Below are 20,291 nucleotides of genomic sequence, written 5' to 3'. Positions count from 1 at the left end.
TGTATTTTTCAGATGATTAGTCTTTGAACTGTTAAAATATTGTTACATTAGTAACAGATTTAATATCTCCTTGTTCTTTTTGTACGTGTATTTCGTGTTATGATTAGTCCCGTTAGCTTTGTAAAGCTAACCAAGGAGGAATAATCATAATATGAAAAAAATCTTATCATTTATCGCCTGTGCAACGATTACAGCAACTGTTTCTACTGAAGCACATGCAGAGAAAATCACCGTAAATGATGGAGATACACTTTGGAAAATATCTCAACAATATGGTGTTTCCGTAAATGACATAAAAAACTGGAACGAACTAGAAACGGAAATTATTAAACCTAAAGATTCATTAGTGGTATCTAAGGAAAAAACATATAAAGTAGTGAATGGCGATAGCTTATGGACTATTGCGAAAAAAAATAATATTACGGTCGATCAATTAATTGAATGGAATCAATTACAATCAGAACGTATCTTCCCAGGAAATGATTTAATTATTAAAAAAGGGAAGCGTAATAAAAAGAAAGCAAATATAGCTTCAAAATCTGTTAAAGTAATGAAAAACAACAATCTAAATGATAAAAGTAAAGACTTGAAATCAACAGTTGATGCTGAACAATCTAGTGGCAAAGAATTAACGGTAACTGCAACTGCTTATACAGCTAGCTGTGAAGGCTGTTCAGGCATAACGAAAACAGGAATAAATTTAAAAGAAAGACCAAATGAAAAAGTCATTTCCGTAGATCCATCTGTCATACCATTAGGCACAAAAGTGTATGTGGAAGGGTATGGAACAGCAATTGCAGGGGACACTGGCGGTGCAATTAAAGGAAATAAAATTGATGTATTTGTTTCTTCCAATAAAGATGCATTAGATTGGGGAAGAAAAAAAGTAAAAGTTAAAATATTAGACTAAAAAACACCCAAAAATGGGTGTTTTTTAGTCTTGTTTTTCTTTTTGCAAAAGAAATCGTTGAACAGGTTTAGAAATGGATTTGAAATTAGCTTCCAATTTGTCTGATAAATAGCTAATTCTTTCAAAAAGGAGGTGTTTTAACACATCTATCTGTCTTGTGATTTTACTCATATTTGCTTCGGTTGCATCCATTTTTTCTATCAATGTTTGGTGGAAAATTTCCTGCACCTCTAATTTTTCTGTCACTGTTTCATAATTTTTATCCACTTTCTCCATGTTTTTTTGCATTTGATTAGCTATGAAGGTATAGTTTTGAAACTGTTCTCCTAATGAAATAACAGCTTGTTCTTGGTAGGAAACTTGATCGAGAATAGCTTGATTCATAATTGTTTCGTTTGCTAATACGTTTGCATTTTCTTTGATTAAACATTCTATTGCCAAAAGTTTTTCTTGAAAAGACTTAGACATTAATTGATGATTAGCAAAGGATGTTAATAAATTAGATGATAGGCTTTCTTGAGCTAGTAGTTTTTGATTCATTCCATCAAACTTCCCTTGTTGGACATGTTGATTGTCCTTTACAAATTGCTGCAAGTCTAGAATTAAGTGTGTTAATTTATCCATAGTATCATGTTGGCTTTGCATATAATCATGTAAATAATTTTGATGAAATGTCTTTTGATTTGAACTGTCTTCTAATTTCGTTTTAGGTTTATAGACAGTTGGAAAAAGTGATTGCTCCTTTTTGTCTGGCATAGCTCTCCTCCTTTTTTCTTTCGTCTTTTATACTATGTAAAAACAAGCGAAAAGGGGATTCTGCTCCTATTATTGTTTTAGGATGACATTTAAATTAAGGCTGTACATATGGAAAAGCGTTTCGTAGCAGCCTCATACACTTAGACTCCTGTGGGAATGTGAGAAAGACAAGTCCCCGCAAAGGTGTATGCAGGCTACGCGTTTAAAAGCAATAATCTATACGAAAACAGCCTAAATTAAAAAATGGTACTTCTATTTGAGTCATGGATTGGAAGAGGTTTCGATTGATAGAATATGAAAAAACTGTCCTATGTACAATGGACAGTTTTTAAAGAATGAATCGGTTTGTAAAGTATGTATAAGTATTCCAAAATATAGTTTGAATGATCAATGAGAAGAGAAAGTAGTAGATGAGATTTTGCTTAGATAGGAAAGGTATTTTTACATAAATGGAGGGATCCCCTTGCTGAATTCCGATAGAATAGAAGAAATAGATTGAATATCTTGATCATCTAAATTAAAGGCGCTTTTGACTTTATTTTCTAAATCTTTACTTACTTTTCTTTTGCCGACTTCCACTAGTGCAATTAAAGCAAAACTACAATCAACTATTTTTGCAAAATCTCTTTGCGTCATTTCATAATTTTTTCGAAGGAATTTAATTATTTCTTTGTTCATTTATTCACCTCTTCATCTTGCATAAAAGTAAAGTTTAGCAAACATATATAATAAAATAAAGTAAAATGCACTAAACAATGCTAATCCCCTTTATTGTATGTTAATATTCTTTACGATGCTGTTATTTGGCAGGAATTTGCATTACAACTATATCATAAAAAAAGATTCGTAATTATTCAATAAAAAAATTTATATTATAAATAGCAAAAAAAGTGAAATTATTCTTCTTTTGCCGTAAAGTATCGGATATATGTATTTATTAACCATTATTAGGATTAAGAAGATGTGAAGAAAATAATCATTTGTGTAAATTTATTCTTTTAGTGTATAATAATGTTATTAACACAATGGAAAATATATTTATTAAGGTGTGATTACGATTATTTTGTATTTAGTAGTATCTTATTTTATTGGCAATATATTATTTGGGTATTTGGTAGGGAAATTGTTGAAAGGAGTAGATATACGACTTGAAGGCAGCAAAAATGTTGGTGCAAGAAATGCGGGTAGATTATATGGTAAAAAAGCATTTTTCCTCACCTTTTTAGGAGATGCTTTAAAGGGAGCTGTGATGATTGTAATAGGAAAGTATTTTCAATTTTCGAATGAAATCCTATTAATTGCTTTGTTTTTCGTTTGTTTAGGTCATATAAAACCATTGTTTTTCCAATTTAAGGGTGGCAAAGGGGTTTCTACTTTTATTGGAGGGCTAATCGCGTTTGATTTTCTTAGTAGTATTATTATCATGATTAGTTTTTTTGTTTTTTATCTAATTTATAAAAGTTTTACTTTTACCGGTTTTATTGCATTATTTTTAGTTTGTGTTTCTTTGCTTCTTAGAGACGGTACCGTGTTATGTACTGTCATAGCGCTCTTGACATGGTTGATGATTTTTTTGTCTCATCATATTTCTTGGAAAGGATTTATTCCGATTAATAAGCCAGTATAACGATCATTTTTTAGAAATAGAAAAAAGATTATTTCTACACTCTTAACGAAAAAACATGCAAAAAGTAATGGAATATATTATTTATTAGGTGGTGGAACTATTGGGGATAAATCCAACCTATTTATTTAAAATAGCAACATTGCAGCATGAAATCGAACAAATTCATCAATTAAATTATGAAACATTTGTGGAAGAAATTCCACAGCATCAAGAAAATAAGGATAGATTGTTAATAGATGCTTATCATAAGCAGAATACTTATTTAATTGCATTAGTACATAATGAAGTGATTGGCATGTTAAGTGTTAATCATATAAGGCCTTTTTCTTTAGATAAAAAACTTGGCGATCTATCTGCCTATTTACCAATTAAACCAGAAAATTTATGTGAAGTTAGATTATTATCTGTAAAAAAAGAATATAGAAAAACAAAAGTATTTGTTGGATTAATGCAACTATTGTTAAAATATTGTCTGCAAAACAAATACGATGCTGCAGTAATCAGCGGCACATTAAATGAGTTAAAATTATACAAACATATGGGATTTACACCGTTTGCACACATTGTTGGAACGAAAACTGCTGCCTATCAGCCGATGTATGTAACAACGGAATGGTTTAAACAAAAAAGCAAGTTATTTACAAAGGAAGTTTCTTTCCTTCCAGGACCAGTTAAGGTGAATTCAAAAGTGATGCAGGCGTTTACTGATAACGTTATTTCCCACCGTGACCACCTTTTTTATAACAAAATGAAAAATGTTCAACAAAAGCTTTGTCAGCTAACGTCAGCCAAACATGTTCAAGTATTATTAGGTTCAGGCACATTAGCAAATGATTGTGTTGCCTCACAGCTTCAATTATTAAACGAAAAAGGACTTATTTTAAGCAATGGTGAATTTGGAGAAAGATTAATTTCACGTGCAGAAAGATTTCAATTACATTTTAATACAATAAAAAAAGAATGGGGACAATCGTTTACAGCAAAAGAAGTACAGGAGGCCCTTACGGAGGATATTAAATGGATTTGGTTCGTAAACTGTGAAACGTCGACGGGCATGTTAAACTCAATAGACGACCTTTCTACTTATTGCAGGCAGAATCATATGAAACTGATTGTAGATGGCATTAGTTCAATAGGAGCAATTCCTGTTGATTTAACAAATGTTTATTTTGCTACAGGTGTTAGTGGAAAAGGGATTGGCAGCATAACAGGTTTATCCTTTGTTTTTCATCATCATAAACTTAAAAGCAGCCATTCACTTCCTCCTTATCTTGATTTAGGAGAATATATGGAGAAAGAGAGTGTACCATATTCTCATTCATCACACTTAGTTTCGGCATTAGAAGAAAGTCTTCAAATTAAAGCGGAACAAAAGTTTTTCCAAGTGGAAAAAATGTATCAATATGTTTATGAATCTTTAATAGAAGAAGGCTTTCATGTAATCACTGAAAGTAAAAAAGCAGCATTCACGATTATTACTGTTCAAATAGATTCTGACCTATCAACAGAATTACTTGGAGATATGATGAAGCTGCAAGGATATGTTCTTCAATATGAAAGCAAGTATTTAATAAAACGCAATTGGATTCAAATAGCTACCATTGGAAATAATACAATCGATGAGACAAAACAAATGATGCGGGTGCTTTTCTGTATTTATCGTTATATGAAACAACATGAAAAAAACAAAAAAGAGGTACTATGGTAGAACAATATAGTGACACTATTTTCTTTGTGGTGAAAAAACCTTCAAGGAAGCTAGTGTCATTTTTTTTTGGTAAAGCCCTTTAAGTAAAGAGCAAGGGTTCTCAAAGTTACAGCTTGCTTTAAATAACTTGTTGTTATATTTTATATCATGCTGCATGATGTAAGTGAAAATAATTGTTTAAAATAGCTAATTTATGTTATTTTTATTAGATAATAAACCCAGTGACTTTTTTTTCTATCCGATATATTATTTGTATAAAAACCTGTGTTAGCTTTTGTAACATCGGATAGTTCGGAAAAAATTCGAATTTTTACAATTTAATTGAATGAATCATCATAAAATCTAATAAACTTGTTTAGTTGATAAGATGAAAATAATGGGAGGTGCGGAAATGTTTTCAGATAGTTACTCCGTTATTCAATCTATCGTAAATAGTAATTGTAGCAGTTATGTAGCAACCATTATTCATGTAGAGGGATCGGCTTATCGAAAAGAAGGAACGATGATGTTTTTTACGGAAGATGGGGAAGAAACGGGGTTGTTAAGTGGTGGTTGTGTAGAGCAAGATATTCTGGCCAGGGTGGAATCAAACACGGTTAATTCATGTCATTTAGTCTATGACCTTCGTTCGGATGATGATTTATCATGGGGACAGGGAGTAGGCTGTGATGGTAGTATTCATATTTTATTAGAACGTATTTCTGCTACAGTAAAAAATGACTATCACAAATTAAAGGATTTGTTAGATGGTAGAATAGCTGTTTCCCATATAAAAGTATTGGATCAAAACTTTCAGTTGCTTAATTCTCTTTTTATTACTGAAACTGGAGAAATATTTGGCACGAAGTTAAAGGATAGGATTGATTTCTCACCCTATGAAAATAATAAAATGATACATAATAAACAATTAGATTGTTATATTTACAAACAAGCATTTATTCCACCGCCGCGTTTAATCATTTATGGAGCAGGGCCCGATGTAAAACCACTGACCATGTATGCAAAAGGTGCTGGATTTCATATTTTATTAGCGGATTGGCGTTCGGGTTTATGCAATAAACAGCAATTTCCGAGTGTTGATGAAGTGATGATCGGCAATCCGATCGTTGCAATGGAAAAAATTCAACCATCAAAGGAAGATTACGTTCTTATTATGACACATAATTTTTCGAAGGATAAAGAATTAGTGAACTATTTATTAACAAAAAAACTGCGATTTTTAGGGTTATTAGGTTCAAAAAAACGTTCACAGCGACTTTTATTATCGAATACGATACCAGATTGGCTTCATTTTCCTATCGGTTTACCTATTAACGCGGAAGGACCAGATGAAATTGCTATCAGCATAGTAGCACAATTAATAGCAGAAAAAAATAAAAAAACGGCATGAAAATGTGTATTCAAAAAGGAATTAGTTAACCTGAGATCTTCGGGGGTTAGCAAGGGGCCTGCGCTTTTCTTAATATCCTCTAAAAAGAAGGTGAAATGTTTGTGATTGCGATTTACTTAGCAGCAGGAAAAAGCAGTCGAATGGGAGAAAAAAAACTGTCCTTGCCTATTCATCATGTTTCACTTGGAAGTATTGCGTTACGAACAATATTGTCGTCATTAATAGAGTATGTTTTAGTTATTGTGAACGAAAACGATTCTTTAAATTGGTTAAATAAAGATTTGATAAATGAACTAAAACGAGGTAGAGGGGAAATAATAGTTTGTTGCGAAGCAAAAAAAGGGCTGGGATATTCCCTTAAATGTGGGATAACAAAAGCGATGGAAATGAATGCTGAACAGGTGATCGTCTGCTTGGCGGATCAGCCGTTTATTAAAGAAACCATGCTTCATACACTACAAATGCAAGCTATGTCTGCAAATGATGATTATGTTGCAAGCAGTCATAAAGGTCTGATAAAACCTCCGATTATTTTTGCGGCAAAAACATTTCGAGAATTATTACAAATAAAAGGAGATTTTGGGGCGAAAAAAATAATCGCCAAAGGGTTATTGCAAGGTAAAAAAATTGAATTTTCAGATGAGTTGAATTTTGCTGATATAGATACAAAAGAAGATTATCAAAAATATCTTCCATTCATGATAGAAAAGTTGAATGGTGAGAGGGGTGGCTATAATGGAAACAGATTACTACCAAACGATTGTAGATATACCGATAACGCTCGTTAAAGCCAAAAAGGTATACGAATCGAATAGCATCTTAATTTCAGGCGGCACGTTATTACAGTTGAATTGGGAAGCTGGAATAGAACGACCCTCTCATCTAATTAGTATGGAGAAAATAATAGAACTAGCAGGAATAAAGGAAATTTCAGAAGCGGGCGTTCGATATTTAGAAATTGGTGCAGCAACTGTCCTTGCAGAATGCTGTAAGAACTCTTTAGTACTGGAACATGCCAAGGTGTTATCTGATGCTTGCAGCAAAATCGGTGCTCCAGCAGTTAGAAACAGAGGAACCATTGGTGGAAATATTTGTAGTGAAGTTGGCGATTCCATTCCTGCGTTATTAGTATTAGATGCCCAATTAAATATTTATAACGGTGAAAAACAGTATGTGGTTTCTATTAAAGAATGGCTGCAAACAAAAAAAGAAGCAAACATTTTAGAACTAATTACAACAATACGTATTCCGATACAAACACAAAAGGAAGGGGTTCATTATTTTTTTCAAAAACTTGGGAGAAGAGAAAGTTTTACTGCTGCAATTATATCGGTTTCTGGATATATAAAAAAGGCAAATGCAAAAATAGAAGAAGCAAGACTAGCAATTGGTGGTGGAGCTCATCAACCTGTTAGGTTAGAGTCTGCTGAAAAAATGCTGCTTCATAGAAATACTGGAAACTTAGATTTTGCCCCCATTTATCAAGCAATAGAAAATGGGTTTGTTTCTTATTCAGATCCTTTTGTCACAGAGCGATACCGCAGAAAAGTAGCAGCCAATATTTTTTTTGCACAATGTAAATCAATTTTTAATCAAGATTGATGATTAGGAAAAAAGGGGGCGAGGTTAGTTGGTATTAACGAAAGAGGGTGCTGGCTCGCGATGGAAAATAAGAAGAGATGGTAAAGGAAAAGTAACTGGTGAGTTAAAGTATTTAACCGATATGGCATTTCCTGATATGCTTTACGCAACTGTTTTGCGAAGTGAATATCCGTTTGCAACCATTCTTTCTATCGATACAACAGAGGCTGAAGTTTTGCCTGGTGTATTTTCAGTTATTACTCATAAAGATGTTCCGGGATTAAATGGTTTTGGCATCATCATTCCGGATCAACCAGTACTTTGTGACAAGAAAGTGAGATATGTTGGAGATGCTATTGCTGCAATAGCAGCCGTTTCAAAGGAAGTGGCAGAAAAAGCAGCCTCTCTTATTAAAGTTGAATATACGCCGTTAACACCTATCACCGACCCGGAAGAAAGCTTATTAGATACAACAAGTAAGCTGCATGAAAATGGTAACTTGCTTCATAAAGCCACTTATCAAAAAGGGGAAGATATAGAAGCAGCATTTTCAAAATGTACATGTATTGTCGAGGAAACGTATGACACGCCAAGGCAAATGCATGCTTATATGGAAACAGAAGGAGGCGTGGCGATCCCCGAAGAAAATGGAGGAATCACATTATACGCACCTACCCAGCATGGCTTTAAAGATCAAATGCAATTGGCAAGAATTTTAAATATGGATGCAGACAATATTCGCGTTATTTCAAGTCCTATAGGAGGTTCATTTGGCGGGAAAGATGAATTAAACATTCAGCCATATATATGTTTATTAGCGTTAAAAACTGGAAAGCCAGTGAAAATTCATCAATCCAGAAGAACTTCCATCAAAGCAGGATTAAAAAGACATCCAATGAAGATTACAATGAAAACAGGCGTCGATCAAGATGGAAAATTACTTGCACATAAGGTGAAAATTATTGCGGATACTGGAGCGTATGCCACGTTAGGTCCTGCTGTATTAGATTTTGCCGTTGAACATAGCACTGGCCCTTATATGATAGATATTGTAGATGTGGAAGGTTATTCCGTTTATACAAATAACGGTGTTTCAGGGGAATTCCGAGGTTTTGGCGGTAATCAAATCACCTTTGCGCTGGAAACACAAATAGAGCGATTAGCGGAAAAAATGAACCTGCTCAGCAGTGAAATTCGTTTAAAAAATATTCGCGGAACAAAAGATCTTGGCCCCGTAAACCAATTAATTGCGCCAACTGATGGTGCCAAACAAGTTCTCGAAAAAATCCTACAATCATCTGTATTAAAGAAAGAAACTGCTGCATCTAATCCATGGAAGTTATACGGAACAGGATATAGTATTACGATGCATGGAGGAGGTCTCGGATATAATAGATCAGACCCGTCAGGAGCAAGAATTTCTTTAAATAAGGAAGGGAAAATAGAAGTTGCATTCGGTTTTGAGGAATGTGGTCAAGGATTAATTTCGAGTATTGATATGATGATGACAGAAGCATTTAATTGTTCTTCTGAAGATATTGACATTATAATTGGCGATACCTCAAAAGTTCCCCATTCAGGTTCATCAACTGCATCAAGAGCGACAAATATGGCATGGCATGGAATTCGCCGATTAAAGGGAGCATGGATTGAAAAAGTATTGCAGGATGTTTCCAGTATTAAAAATGTTAATAAAGAAGATTTATCTGTCGGTGTTGGGGGTGTTTGGTATAAAAAAAATAGTGAATCAGAACAAAAAATGGTGCTTTCCTACAAAGAATTAGCGCTTACTTTAGATGAATTGCCAGTTGTTGCGGCGGATTATCACTTTCCAACCACCCCAACCAGTATTGACGGAGGACATTTTTTATATTCCTTTGCTGGTGTTGCAACTGCAGTTGAAGTAGATATATTAACGGGAAGAGTAAATGTGACAAAAATGGATCATGTCATCTCTGCAGGACCAATTGTTAATCCGATGGGCTACTTAGGACAAATAGAAGGCGGCGCCAATATGGCGCTAGGTTTTACATTGTTTGAAGATGCTACAATGGAAAACGGTCGTTATATGACAGAAAATCTTGACTCGTATTTGGTTCCAACTATAGTAGATATTCCAACAGAAACAAATGTGATTGCAATCGAATCACTTGTAGATGGAGATGAATATGGACCTAGAGGAGTTGGTGAAATAGGCTCTGTAGCAGTCGCCCCGGCAATCGTTGCAGCCATTCATGATGCAACAGGACATTGGGTTAATAAGTTACCAATTCATTCAGAAGAGCTGTTGGATATTGTTTCCAATCATTTGTTTACGAAAGAACAAACCAAACGTTTATAGTGTAGAGCGGAGGGAAATGGATGGAAACGAAAAATTCAGTAACGAAAACAGTGCGGGTGAAAATTAACGGTGTGTTAGAGGAATTACATGTCCCTCCAACTTATAGATTAGTAGATATACTAAGGATGGAATTACAATTAACCGGTACAAAAGTCTCCTGTGAAGTGGGAAGATGCGGGGCTTGTTCTGTAATTATGAATGGTAAATTAGTGAATAGCTGTCTTGTCATGGCTTATCAGTTAGAAGAAGCAGTTATCCAAACGATTGAAAGTGTTTCAACCGAAACACTTCATCCTATTCAAGAAGCGTTTTTAAAAGGAGGTGCCCTACAATGCGGATATTGTACACCTGGTATGATTATGGCTTTAAAAACATTAATAGATGAAAAAAACAAACCAAGCCGTGAAGAAGTTTTGCAAGCTTTATCAGGAAATTTATGCCGTTGTACAGGATATGAAGGAATTCTACGGGCAGTGGATTTACTCGAAGAAAAATAGACAAGAAAAATAACATATTGGAATGGAAGTGGCGTATTGTATACATTAGAACAAATAAATAAGATGGATCAAACGGAGTTTATTAAAGAGATAGGATGGGTATTCGAACATACCCCTTGGATTGCCAAAAAATCTTGGGGTTTTAAACCATTTAATAATTTCGAAGCTTTGTACGATACAATGGTAAATGTTGTGAAAGAAGCAGCAAAGGAAGATCAGTTAGATTTAATTCGTGCACATCCTGACTTAGCTGGTCGAATCCAAATGACAGAGTCTTCCGTGAAAGAACAAAAGGGAGCAGGCCTAGATACATTAACGGAAGAAGAGTATAACAATTTTGCAAATTTAAATAAAGCTTATTTAGATAAATTTAGTTTTCCATTTATTTTAGCAGTAAAAGGGCATACAAAAGACTCCATTTACAGTGAAATGGAAACAAGATTAAATCAAGAGCCGGACCAAGAATTTCAAACAGCTTTAGCTCAAATTCAGAAGATTGTATTATTCCGGTTGCAGGATCTAATTATTGAAAAAACAGAAACGATTTCTTAAATAGGATGTTCAAAAAGGTATGAATTGAAAGACACGAATCTTTTCGTTGGATTGCTTCTAATTTGTCACTTATTTGAAAACAATCTTAATAAATAGTTAGCATTACCATTGTATACAATTGTATGATATTAATAGAATAGGAGATTCAAATGAAAACAGGGATTACAACACATATTCTTGATTTAGTAAATGGAAAACCAGCAAGCGATATTAAAGTGGAACTATGGAAATGGGAAGGAGATAATAAAAAAGTCTTTATAGCAGAAGGCAAAACAAACGATGACGGCAGAGTGGATACGGTTTTATTGGAAACAGTTGAAACAGGAGAGTATGAATTGCTTTTTTTGATTGAAGATTATTATCAAAAGTTTTCGAATGATGAACAAAAACAACCATTTCTAAAAACCATTCCGATCCGTTTTTATGCAAGGAGTGAAGAAAAACATTACCATATTCCGCTGCTTCTCTCTGCTTGGGGATACCAGACATATCGCGGCAGCTGACGATGTGTTTTTGAAAGGAAATGGGACAAGTTTATATTTTTATCATTTTAAATGAAACGTTCTTAATTTATTTCATACAAACGTGTTAACAATAGGCAAAAAGGAAGGGAGCTTTTTATGGAAAAATATGATTTAATTATTCGAAATGGATCTGTAGTAAAAGAAAAGGAAGTTGTAAAAGAAGATATCGGGGTATTAAATGGGAAAATTGTCACTTTATCTGAACTTCCAGATGAAATAGAGGCGAAACAAACGATTGATGCCACGGGATTACATATATTTCCAGGTTTGATAGATTCCCATGTTCATTTTAATGAACCTGGGAGAACAGAATGGGAAGGATTTGAAACGGGCAGCAAAAGTCTCGCAGCCGGTGGTGTTACTCTTTTTTTTGATATGCCATTAAACAGTCATCCACCTACGACGACAAAAAGTGCATTTGAGCTAAAAAATACAATCGCAGAAGAAAAATCAATCGTTGATTATCGATTGTGGGGAGGGGTAGTACCTGGTAATGCAGATGACTTAGAAGCGTTAATGCAATCAGGTGTTATTGGATTTAAAGCATTTATGTCAAACAGTGGAATTGAAGATTTTAAAAGCTCCGATGATCAAACCCTTTATACAGCAATGGAGAAAATTGCGGCATTCGATGGCATATTAGCTGTCCATGCAGAAAGTGACGTGATTACGTCCCATTTAGGAAAATTAACAGCGGAAGCAAACGATAATCGAGCTGCATCTTTTTCTTCTTCAAGGCCCATCTATTCAGAAGTGGAAGCTGTGCAAAGAATTCTTGCGTATGCAGAAGCAACGAAATGTAAACTGCATATTGTACATATAAGCAGTACTAAAGTGTTAGAACCGATTTTAGCTGCTAAACAAAAAGGGATTGACGTGACAGTAGAAACATGTCCACATTATTTATCATTAACAATCGAGGACTTAGAATCATTAGGTGCGGTTGCTAAATGTGCTCCGCCATTACGGGATCAAACGGAAATAGAAGCATTGTGGGAAGCAGTAAAAAATGGTGAAATTGATACGATTGCTTCGGATCACTCCCCATCACCAGCTTTTATGAAGGAAGGGAGCTTTTTAGAAGCATGGGGTGGAATTTCTGGCTGCCAATCTACCTTTAATATTTTATTAGAAGAAGGATACTGGAAAAGACAAGTATCTCTTCCTCAATTAGCGAATGTATTTTCTTTAAATCCTGCAAAACGATTTGGATTAGAAGAGCAGAAAGGCAGCATTTTTGTAAACAAGGACGCTGATTTCGTATTGGTTGATTTAGAAGAAGCGTTTATTTTAAATAAGGAAGATTTATTATATCGGAATAAACAAAGTCCTTATGTTGGCAGAGAGTTTAGAGGGAAAATAAAACAAACGATTATTGCAGGTGCGGTTGTATACGAGGATTAAGGTAAATAGATTCAGCACGCTGAATCTATAGGGAACCGGTAATGAATTACCATTAAATTAAATGAAGAAATAAAATGAGGCTCGAAAAAAGTCTATCCCATAAAGTATATGTTATGGGTGACTTCTTTTTCAGGCTTCATTTATTTTATAAACAAAAAATTTTACGCATCCAAATGATATTACTTTTAAAATAAACTCTGTTAAACGATAATGTTGTTTATAGGAAGAGAATCTGTAAGACTCCTGCGGAAAAACGGGTTGAACTAGACCCGCAGAGAAACGAGCGAGGAGGCTTGAAAGTATGTCCATGGAAAGGGAGTGCATTCCCTGACCTTTTGATAATCAATAATGGTATTTTAAAATAAAGGCTGTTTTTTAAAAGTTTGTTGTTATTGAATAAAATAATAAACATGGATGAAGCACTGAGCAGCCTGAATACACGTAGACTCCTGCGGAAAAAGCGAGAAAGACGAGACCCCACAGGAGCATAGCGACGAGGAGGCTCGGCACTCGTCCGGAAAGCGAAGTGTATTCAGGCTGCGGGGTAAATAACAGTAATCTATACGAAAAGAGTGGAAATAAAAGATAACCTTAAAGAGAATCAAAAGCTTTTTATTGCTGATCTCAACTAAGATTTTTTTCATATCCTCATTTACAGCAGCTGTGCATATTCTCTATAATAGAGTAGGATTATGTCTTGTGTTTTGTGGAGTGAACATATGTTGGGAGTTATGCAAAATGGACAGTTTAAATATACAGTTTTTATATTCCATTATTATTATTGGTTTAGGCTATTGTTTTAAAAGATGGAATATATTAAAAGAAAAAGATGGGGAAGCAATTGCTCGAGTTATTTTTAATATTACATTACCTTGTCTAATCATTTATACCTTTCATAATATTAAAATGGAACTCTCATTGATTATGTTAGTCATATTAGGGCTTTTGTATGGCATGCTCGTTGCTGTTATCGGATTATATTTATTTAGAAAAGAAACAAGACATGATAAAGGGATGCTTAGCATGCTTATTCCTGGATTTAATATTGGATTATTTGCATTTCCATTAGTGGAAGGAATTTGGGGACAAGCAGGGCTTAAGTATTTTGGCATGTTTGATGTAGGAAATGCTTTTATCATATTTGGTTTAAATTATTTAATTGGCAGCTATTATTCAAAAGAAGGGGAAGTTTTAGATTTTAAGCATATTGTTAACAAACTGAGGAAATCTATTCCTTTAATGACATATTTTATTATATTTATTGTTAATTTAAGTGGGCTGCACTTACCTGATACAGCTGTTGAAGTTGCGGGGATTATTGGAAAAGCAAATATGTCATTATCCTTATTATTATTAGGAATTTATTTGAATTTTTCCTTTGAGAAAAGTTATTGGAGAGGGATTGGAAAAGTATTAGGATTAAGATATGGAGTAGGACTTATAGTAGGTGTTTTAGGCTTTTATTTATTGCCTGTAGAAGATATGTTTCGTTATACTGTACTAATTGCCCTTATACTTCCAATGGCATCTGCTGCTTTACCATATAGTATAGAATTCAAATATAATCAGCGTTTTGTTGGGACCGCTGCGAATATATCGATATTATTAAGTTTTGTGTTATTATGGGTTATCGGAAATATGCTTGTTTAATTGAAGAACAGGAAAAATTAGCGCTCGTATAGTGACGTACAATTAGTACGAGTCTTTATACGGGCGCTTCCGCTTTTTCTCGATCCAGCTTCGACGTACAGGATGTACAAGTGCCGATGTTGCCACAGGACGTGGCGTTCTTAATCGGCCAGCGCCTAGCCCCTGTGAAAGATAACCTCTTGACTCTAAAAGTAAAAGACACTTTTGAGTCAAGAGAACATTTTTCTTCGGGGCTGAGCAAGGCGCTTCCGCATTTCTTATTAAGGTGAATAAAAATTCTCTGTGTAGTATGGTTGAGAATTAGCGTTAAATGCGACACCAATTCCTAAATAGTTAAAACTTTTTTGTAAAATATTTTTCCGATGGCCAGGTGAATTCATTAAGCCTTCATGAGCAAATATACTGCTGTATTGTCCGTAAGCAAGGTTTTCACCAGCTGTATGGTATCGGATGCCATCTTCAAGCATGCGGTCAAATGGAGATTCTTCTTCTAAATTAGTATGATCAAAATAGTTGTTTACGGCCATATCTTTACTATGCTTACGGGCTGTTTCTTTCACATGGTCATCCCATTTTAATGGTGATAATCCATTATTTACTCTGCTGGCATTGGTTAAATCAAACAATTGGTACTCAAAACCGACTTGTAAATCAGACGAGCTTTTTGTATAAAAATCATTTCGTTTTTCTTCCAGTCCTTCAGCAATTATTTGCATAGCCGTAACAGTGTTAGCTTCTTCTTTATCAAAAAACACGGTAACATATTCCTTATCTAATAAAAACATTTCATAATCTCGATCAGCAGGAAGCTTATAATAAACAAATCCCTTTTGTAATTCGGTTAAGGGCTTTCCTAACGTTTTTAATACGGAACTTTTACTCGTACCTTTTTGAATTCCTATTTTCGAAGCGATTAGATCCTGATTCGTATATAACGCTGTTACAGATTGCTGTTCATCATATGCAACCATTACATAATGTTGATAGTTTTGGTGATATACATACCAATCAATTCCGTATTCATTTCTACTATGACGTTTCGCTTCGCCTAATTGATTTTCTACAGATGCTTTTTTATCCCCAATTTGAATATTATAGATGGAAAAAGTATGTTTGGTTGGTGCTGTTAAATTTGGCTGTTCCAGTTTTTTTTGTTCTTTTTCAACATTCCAATCTGGCAATGTATTCTGTGCTTCTTGAAAAAGTGTTTTTGCCTTACTCCATTCCTCTTGTACATCATGATAAAAAGAAGTAATAGAATCTTGATTCACTTCCGTTTTTAGACGATCTATTGTATTTGAAAAGGAAACTGAACCATTTTTCCCTTGTATATATTGATAACATGCATACACGATAAAAACAAAAAAGAAAAGCTTTATCCATGTTTTCACTTTTTTAACTCCTCCTTTTTAAAAGGATAACCATATTTTAATGTAGGCATAAGTGTTTCCTTTTTTTTAGTATAACAAAAGAAAAACTGTAAATCATGCTTAGGGAATTTTAGACTATGTAGAGTAATATGGTTTCCATTTTGATCTATAAATGCAATCATAATGTTACGAATATGTAATCTCGTTATTATTGTAATCCCCTTCATTTAACTGTTATACTGACATTAATGAAAGAGAAAAGCGCTTTAAATGGTTTTGCTATGCATGACAAAGCACTAAAGGAGGCTTCATATGCATTTAGTAACAGCCGATATTGATGAAATATTACAAGCGACAGTTGAGATAGGAAACAGCCGTATTAATTGGGATTTTATCATAATAGAAATAGATGAATTGTTGGAAAACACGAAAAGCTGGAACTAGAAAATTGTATTGTAAAAAAAGACTGCATTCGTAATCAATTTTTTACGTATTGTAAGTCTTTTTTTTGTTTAACGCTCTGTTATATTTCATTGTTGATTTATAAATGGTCAGGGAATCCACTCGCTTTCCGTGAATTAACTTATAAGCCTCCTCGCTCACTCAGCGAGCGATAAGTTTCAGAAAAGCCCTTTTAACAGTGCTTATTTACAGGGTAGACACCTATGCAACAAAATTTGCACCATGGCACATGGAAAGAAGCAGTCTCCACATTTATAGCGCAGAGCAGCGTGAATACACGAAGACTCCTGCGCTCGCCCGCGGAAAGCGTAGTGTATTCACGCTGCGGAACTTCTTTTCAGGGTAGCTTTGTTTAAAAAAGGATTTTTGCTTCGAATAGCGAAATATAAAATGGAATGATCTAGTGTATGAAGGATTATGGATATATTTTATTTCATAAAAAAATTAGGATAAAATAAATATTGGCACTTCGATCATCTTTTTCAAAAGATCATGAAATTTTCCTTCATCTTTTTCAAAGTTGCGTTATAATAAATAGAAAAATAATATGAATATAAGGAGAAATCAACGTGAGTGAACAAACTATTACCGTAACATTAGCTTCAGAAAAAAAAACAAAACCAGATCCTGCTAATTTGGAATTTGGTAAAAATTTTACCGATCATATGTTTATGATGGATTATTCAGTAGATCAAGGATGGCATAATGCACAAATTCTTCCATATCAGCCAATTTCTTTAGATCCTGCTTCTGTTATTTTCCACTATGGTCAAACAGTTTTTGAAGGATTAAAAGCTTATTTAACAAAAGAAGGAAAAGTATTATTATTTAGACCGGACAAAAATATGGAGCGTTTGAACAAATCAAATGATCGTTTATGTATTCCGGAAATTGATGAAGAGTTTGCATTAACAGCACTTAAACAATTAATTAATGTGGATAAAGACTGGATTCCAACAGGAGAAGGAACTTCACTTTACATAAGACCATTTATCATTTCTACTCAGCCATACTTAGGGGTTGCAGCCTCTACAAGTTATAAATTTATGATTATTCTATCTCCAGTAGGTTCTTATTATAAAGAAGGAGTTAAACCAGTTAAAATATTTGTTGAAAATGAATATGTTCGTGCAGTTTCTGGGGGAACTGGTTCTGCCAAAACAGCTGGAAACTATGCAGCGAGTTTAAAAGCTCAACAAATTGCTTCAGAAAAAGGATATTCCCAAGTTTTATGGCTAGACGGTGTAGAGAAAAAATACATTGAAGAAGTAGGGGCAATGAATGTTTTCTTTAAAATCAACGGAGAAATTGTTACACCTATTTTAAATGGCAGTATTTTAGAGGGTGTAACAAGAAGAAGTATTATCGAATTATTAAAACATTGGAATATTCCTGTTGCAGAAAGAAAAATTACAGTGGAAGAAATTTTCGAAGCACATAAAAACGGAGAATTAGAAGAAGCATTTGGAACAGGTACTGCTGCTGTTATATCTCCTATTGGTGAATTCTTCTGGAATGAAAACGTGATTGTTGTAAATAATGGAGAAACTGGAGAACTTGCTAAGAAATTATATGATACTATTACAAATATCCAAAATGGGAAAGAAGAAGATCCATTTAGCTGGACTGTAGAAGTTTAAAACACTTCGTTTAACAGGAAACAATAATAGTATGAAAGAGGCAATCTGCAGATTGCCTCTTTTTTAATAGATAAGAAAGTATAAAATTTTCAACTTAGACGAGTGTCTAGCTCCAGCTCCTAGCTCTTGTGAAAAATAACCCTTTGCCTCTGAAAGTAAAAAGCACTTTCTGAGTCAAATGAACATTTTTCTTCAGAGCTGAACAAGGCGCTTCCGCTTTTCTTTTTTATTTTGATGCATTTTGAGTTAAAATAAATTTTTCGACTACTTTTGCTACACCGTCATTATTGTTAGTATCTGTTGTATAGTCAGCGATTTTTTTTATATCTTCTGGAGCATTGCCCATTGCAACACCAAGTCCAGCAAATTCAATCATGGCTAAGTCATTATAGCTGTCTCCAATAGCGATTACTTCGTCGCGAGTAATCCCTAATTTATTAATTAATAACTCAAGACTTGTTCCTTTCGTAACTCCCTTTTCGGTGAATTCCAGAAAATACGGCTTTGAGCGCATAACACTTAGTTTATGTTGTAATTCGTCTTGTAGTAAACTTTCCACCTTTTTTAAATGTTCTTCTTCTTTTACCATTAATACTTTTACTACTGGTTCTTGAATACTTTCTACAAAGTTTGATACTTGCGTAATAGGAAGTCCAGTTAATTGAGACTCAATTTCTGTAAAAGGATTATTTTCTTCTGTTACAATGCTGTCGCCTACATACGTATGGATCCACACATTTTCCCTTTTACTTATTTCAAAAAGGTTATGAACTGTTTCGGGGGGAAGAGTGCTGCTAAACATCTCTTCATTTGTATGACAATTGGTTATTTTTGCACCATTAAACGATAAGATAAAACTTCCATATTTAGCTAAATCTAAATCTATTGCACTTTGTACGATTGCAAAAGTAGGTCTGCCGGAAGCAAGCACTACTTTTACACCTAATTCCTGTGCATCCATCAACGCTTTTTTGGTTACTTCTGATATAGTGTGATCATCTTGTAATAACGTATCGTCCATATCTAAAACAATCATTTTATAAGCCATTTAGTATCTCCTCGCAATCTACGTTCTATTCGAAATCACCCTCATTATAAATGAATATATCACTATCCGTAAATATTAGTATGAAAATAAAAAACAGAAAAAATCAATAAAGGGAATAATTTCTGTGAAAAAGTATTTGAATTATCAGAAAATTATTGTTATACTATAAAAAAGAAAAGGGGTTGATTCAAATGGAAAAGTATTTATTAAATGCTCCACAACAGTCTGTAGGAAATGTAATGGATTCTTTATTTGCTGAAATGGTATTAGAAAAAGCCCTTTATGAGTTCCGTAAAACAACTATTGAGAAACAAATTGATGCTACACTCATTAAAGGTGACAAAAAAGAATTTATGCGCCTTTCCAATGAATTAAATGAGTTATTGGCATCATAAATCTTATTCAAACCATTTAATAATAACTACTAAAATTAATAGTATTCGTATAATATTCATAATCAGAATAGGTTGCCAGCCTTCTATCGTAAAAAACAATAAAAAAGACACCAATTTAATTGGTGTCTTTTTACGTATTGAGGCAATAAACAGTGCTCCACATTGCACTTTCATGTTTATTGACTTATTCAATAGAGCTCATCGCAAAAATAAATATAGCATATTCTTAGATAGAACACAACAAATGTTATAAAAAAATTAAATTAATTGACTAACTTTGATCATTCGACTAAGATGACAGTACTTTCATTTTATCTAACATTAACTCGCATTTCACCGTAAAGGTAGAAACAGCATAATATAACATTATTGAGACAAAAACTAATCGAATTCTTGCGGTGGGGAATCTGTAAAATTGTTTAGATCTTAGAATAAT

The 20,291-nt window shown here is 33.8% G+C and carries 20 protein-coding genes; 15 read left to right on the top strand and 5 right to left on the bottom strand.

Annotated features, from left to right (window positions below; all coding sequences use genetic code 11):
- Positions 1-151 precede the first annotated feature (151 nt).
- Positions 152-910 (top strand): LysM peptidoglycan-binding domain-containing protein, encoded by a 759-nt coding sequence (locus tag ACTXGU_RS01665; RefSeq protein WP_443479742.1) that lies wholly within the window; start codon positions 152-154, stop codon positions 908-910.
- Between the two features lie 24 nt (positions 911-934).
- Here ACTXGU_RS01665 and ACTXGU_RS01660 read toward each other — a convergent pair whose 3' ends face one another.
- Complete coding sequence (locus ACTXGU_RS01660; RefSeq protein ID WP_443479741.1) at positions 935-1,666, bottom strand: hypothetical protein; 732 nt, start codon at positions 1,664-1,666, stop codon at positions 935-937.
- A gap of 441 nt (positions 1,667-2,107) precedes the next feature.
- Complete coding sequence (locus ACTXGU_RS01655) at positions 2,108-2,344, bottom strand: helix-turn-helix transcriptional regulator (RefSeq protein WP_443479740.1); 237 nt, start codon at positions 2,342-2,344, stop codon at positions 2,108-2,110.
- A 385-nt stretch (positions 2,345-2,729) separates the two neighbouring features.
- Here ACTXGU_RS01655 and ACTXGU_RS01650 point away from each other — a divergent pair, with 385 nt between their 5' ends.
- From ACTXGU_RS01650 to ACTXGU_RS01600, 11 genes are all read left to right on the top strand, one after another.
- The gene (locus ACTXGU_RS01650; protein WP_443479739.1) at positions 2,730-3,293 is read left to right on the top strand and encodes a glycerol-3-phosphate acyltransferase; all 564 of its coding nucleotides are present in this window, start codon (positions 2,730-2,732) and stop codon (positions 3,291-3,293) included.
- Positions 3,294-3,393: 100 nt separating this feature from the next.
- Positions 3,394-5,001, top strand: coding sequence for an aminotransferase class V-fold PLP-dependent enzyme (locus ACTXGU_RS01645; protein ID WP_443479738.1), 1,608 nt, complete (start codon positions 3,394-3,396; stop codon positions 4,999-5,001).
- Positions 5,002-5,392: 391 nt separating this feature from the next.
- Entirely contained in the window at positions 5,393-6,391 is a 999-nt protein-coding gene (locus ACTXGU_RS01640; RefSeq protein WP_443479737.1) for an XdhC family protein, read from the top strand.
- Between the two features lie 101 nt (positions 6,392-6,492).
- Positions 6,493-7,179 (top strand): NTP transferase domain-containing protein, encoded by a 687-nt coding sequence (locus tag ACTXGU_RS01635; RefSeq protein WP_443479736.1) that lies wholly within the window; start codon positions 6,493-6,495, stop codon positions 7,177-7,179.
- Entirely contained in the window at positions 7,127-7,993 is an 867-nt protein-coding gene (locus tag ACTXGU_RS01630; protein ID WP_443479735.1) for an FAD binding domain-containing protein, read from the top strand. The genes ACTXGU_RS01635 and ACTXGU_RS01630 overlap by 53 nt, the downstream gene beginning before the upstream one ends.
- A gap of 28 nt (positions 7,994-8,021) precedes the next feature.
- Positions 8,022-10,313, top strand: coding sequence for a xanthine dehydrogenase subunit D (gene pucD / locus ACTXGU_RS01625; RefSeq protein WP_443479734.1), 2,292 nt, complete (start codon positions 8,022-8,024; stop codon positions 10,311-10,313).
- A gap of 20 nt (positions 10,314-10,333) precedes the next feature.
- A complete protein-coding gene (locus ACTXGU_RS01620; RefSeq protein ID WP_443479733.1) occupies positions 10,334-10,810 on the top strand; it encodes a (2Fe-2S)-binding protein in 477 nt (158 codons plus the stop codon).
- A 36-nt stretch (positions 10,811-10,846) separates the two neighbouring features.
- The gene (uraD, locus tag ACTXGU_RS01615) at positions 10,847-11,362 is read left to right on the top strand and encodes a 2-oxo-4-hydroxy-4-carboxy-5-ureidoimidazoline decarboxylase (RefSeq protein WP_443479732.1); all 516 of its coding nucleotides are present in this window, start codon (positions 10,847-10,849) and stop codon (positions 11,360-11,362) included.
- A 149-nt stretch (positions 11,363-11,511) separates the two neighbouring features.
- The gene (gene uraH, locus ACTXGU_RS01610) at positions 11,512-11,865 is read left to right on the top strand and encodes a hydroxyisourate hydrolase (protein WP_443479731.1); all 354 of its coding nucleotides are present in this window, start codon (positions 11,512-11,514) and stop codon (positions 11,863-11,865) included.
- Between the two features lie 117 nt (positions 11,866-11,982).
- A complete protein-coding gene (gene allB / locus ACTXGU_RS01605) occupies positions 11,983-13,290 on the top strand; it encodes an allantoinase AllB (RefSeq protein WP_443479730.1) in 1,308 nt (435 codons plus the stop codon).
- Positions 13,291-14,028: 738 nt separating this feature from the next.
- Positions 14,029-14,940, top strand: a complete 912-nt coding sequence (locus ACTXGU_RS01600; RefSeq protein WP_443479729.1) for an AEC family transporter — start codon at positions 14,029-14,031, stop codon at positions 14,938-14,940.
- A 260-nt stretch (positions 14,941-15,200) separates the two neighbouring features.
- Here the strand turns inward: ACTXGU_RS01600 and ACTXGU_RS01595 are convergent, their stop codons facing one another.
- Positions 15,201-16,331, bottom strand: a complete 1,131-nt coding sequence (locus ACTXGU_RS01595; protein ID WP_443479728.1) for a CAP-associated domain-containing protein — start codon at positions 16,329-16,331, stop codon at positions 15,201-15,203.
- Positions 16,332-16,622: 291 nt separating this feature from the next.
- Here ACTXGU_RS01595 and ACTXGU_RS01590 point away from each other — a divergent pair, with 291 nt between their 5' ends.
- Both ACTXGU_RS01590 and ACTXGU_RS01585 read left to right on the top strand, forming a co-directional pair.
- Positions 16,623-16,754: a hypothetical protein gene (locus ACTXGU_RS01590; RefSeq protein ID WP_443479727.1), complete on the top strand. Its 132-nt coding sequence runs from the start codon at positions 16,623-16,625 to the stop codon at positions 16,752-16,754.
- A 587-nt stretch (positions 16,755-17,341) separates the two neighbouring features.
- Positions 17,342-18,412 carry a branched-chain amino acid aminotransferase gene (locus ACTXGU_RS01585; RefSeq protein WP_443479726.1) on the top strand — a complete coding sequence of 357 codons (1,071 nt, stop codon included), beginning with the start codon at positions 17,342-17,344 and terminating at the stop codon, positions 18,410-18,412.
- A 226-nt stretch (positions 18,413-18,638) separates the two neighbouring features.
- On the opposite strand, the gene ACTXGU_RS01580 is transcribed toward ACTXGU_RS01585, so the two are convergent.
- Complete coding sequence (locus ACTXGU_RS01580) at positions 18,639-19,460, bottom strand: Cof-type HAD-IIB family hydrolase (RefSeq protein ID WP_443479725.1); 822 nt, start codon at positions 19,458-19,460, stop codon at positions 18,639-18,641.
- Positions 19,461-19,651: 191 nt separating this feature from the next.
- Between ACTXGU_RS01580 and ACTXGU_RS01575 the strand changes: the two genes are divergently transcribed.
- Positions 19,652-19,855, top strand: a complete 204-nt coding sequence (locus ACTXGU_RS01575; RefSeq protein WP_443479724.1) for an IDEAL domain-containing protein — start codon at positions 19,652-19,654, stop codon at positions 19,853-19,855.
- 3 nt (positions 19,856-19,858) lie between these two features.
- On the opposite strand, the gene ACTXGU_RS01570 is transcribed toward ACTXGU_RS01575, so the two are convergent.
- Positions 19,859-20,047 carry a hypothetical protein gene (locus ACTXGU_RS01570; protein WP_443479723.1) on the bottom strand — a complete coding sequence of 63 codons (189 nt, stop codon included), beginning with the start codon at positions 20,045-20,047 and terminating at the stop codon, positions 19,859-19,861.
- Positions 20,048-20,291 lie beyond the last annotated feature (244 nt).

It is taken from the genome of Niallia sp. 01092, assembly GCF_052318935.1.
Taxonomy (GTDB): Bacteria; Bacillota; Bacilli; order Bacillales; family Cytobacillaceae; genus Niallia.
This window is presented reverse-complemented; position numbering and strand designations above follow the sequence as displayed.

What these genes read in the sequence shown, in the direction of transcription:
- ACTXGU_RS01665 (WP_443479742.1), top strand. Translation starts at nt 152, where the DNA reads ATGAAAAAAATCTTATCATTTATCGCCTGTGCAACGATTACAGCAACT.
- ACTXGU_RS01660 (WP_443479741.1), bottom strand. Translation starts at nt 1,666, where the DNA reads ATGCCAGACAAAAAGGAGCAATCACTTTTTCCAACTGTCTATAAACCT.
- ACTXGU_RS01655 (WP_443479740.1), bottom strand. Translation starts at nt 2,344, where the DNA reads ATGAACAAAGAAATAATTAAATTCCTTCGAAAAAATTATGAAATGACG.
- ACTXGU_RS01640 (WP_443479737.1), top strand. Translation starts at nt 5,393, where the DNA reads ATGTTTTCAGATAGTTACTCCGTTATTCAATCTATCGTAAATAGTAAT.
- ACTXGU_RS01630 (WP_443479735.1), top strand. Translation starts at nt 7,127, where the DNA reads ATGGAAACAGATTACTACCAAACGATTGTAGATATACCGATAACGCTC.
- ACTXGU_RS01620 (WP_443479733.1), top strand. Translation starts at nt 10,334, where the DNA reads ATGGAAACGAAAAATTCAGTAACGAAAACAGTGCGGGTGAAAATTAAC.
- uraH (WP_443479731.1), top strand. Translation starts at nt 11,512, where the DNA reads ATGAAAACAGGGATTACAACACATATTCTTGATTTAGTAAATGGAAAA.
- allB (WP_443479730.1), top strand. Translation starts at nt 11,983, where the DNA reads ATGGAAAAATATGATTTAATTATTCGAAATGGATCTGTAGTAAAAGAA.
- ACTXGU_RS01600 (WP_443479729.1), top strand. Translation starts at nt 14,029, where the DNA reads ATGGACAGTTTAAATATACAGTTTTTATATTCCATTATTATTATTGGT.
- ACTXGU_RS01590 (WP_443479727.1), top strand. Translation starts at nt 16,623, where the DNA reads ATGCATTTAGTAACAGCCGATATTGATGAAATATTACAAGCGACAGTT.
- ACTXGU_RS01580 (WP_443479725.1), bottom strand. Translation starts at nt 19,460, where the DNA reads ATGGCTTATAAAATGATTGTTTTAGATATGGACGATACGTTATTACAA.
- ACTXGU_RS01575 (WP_443479724.1), top strand. Translation starts at nt 19,652, where the DNA reads ATGGAAAAGTATTTATTAAATGCTCCACAACAGTCTGTAGGAAATGTA.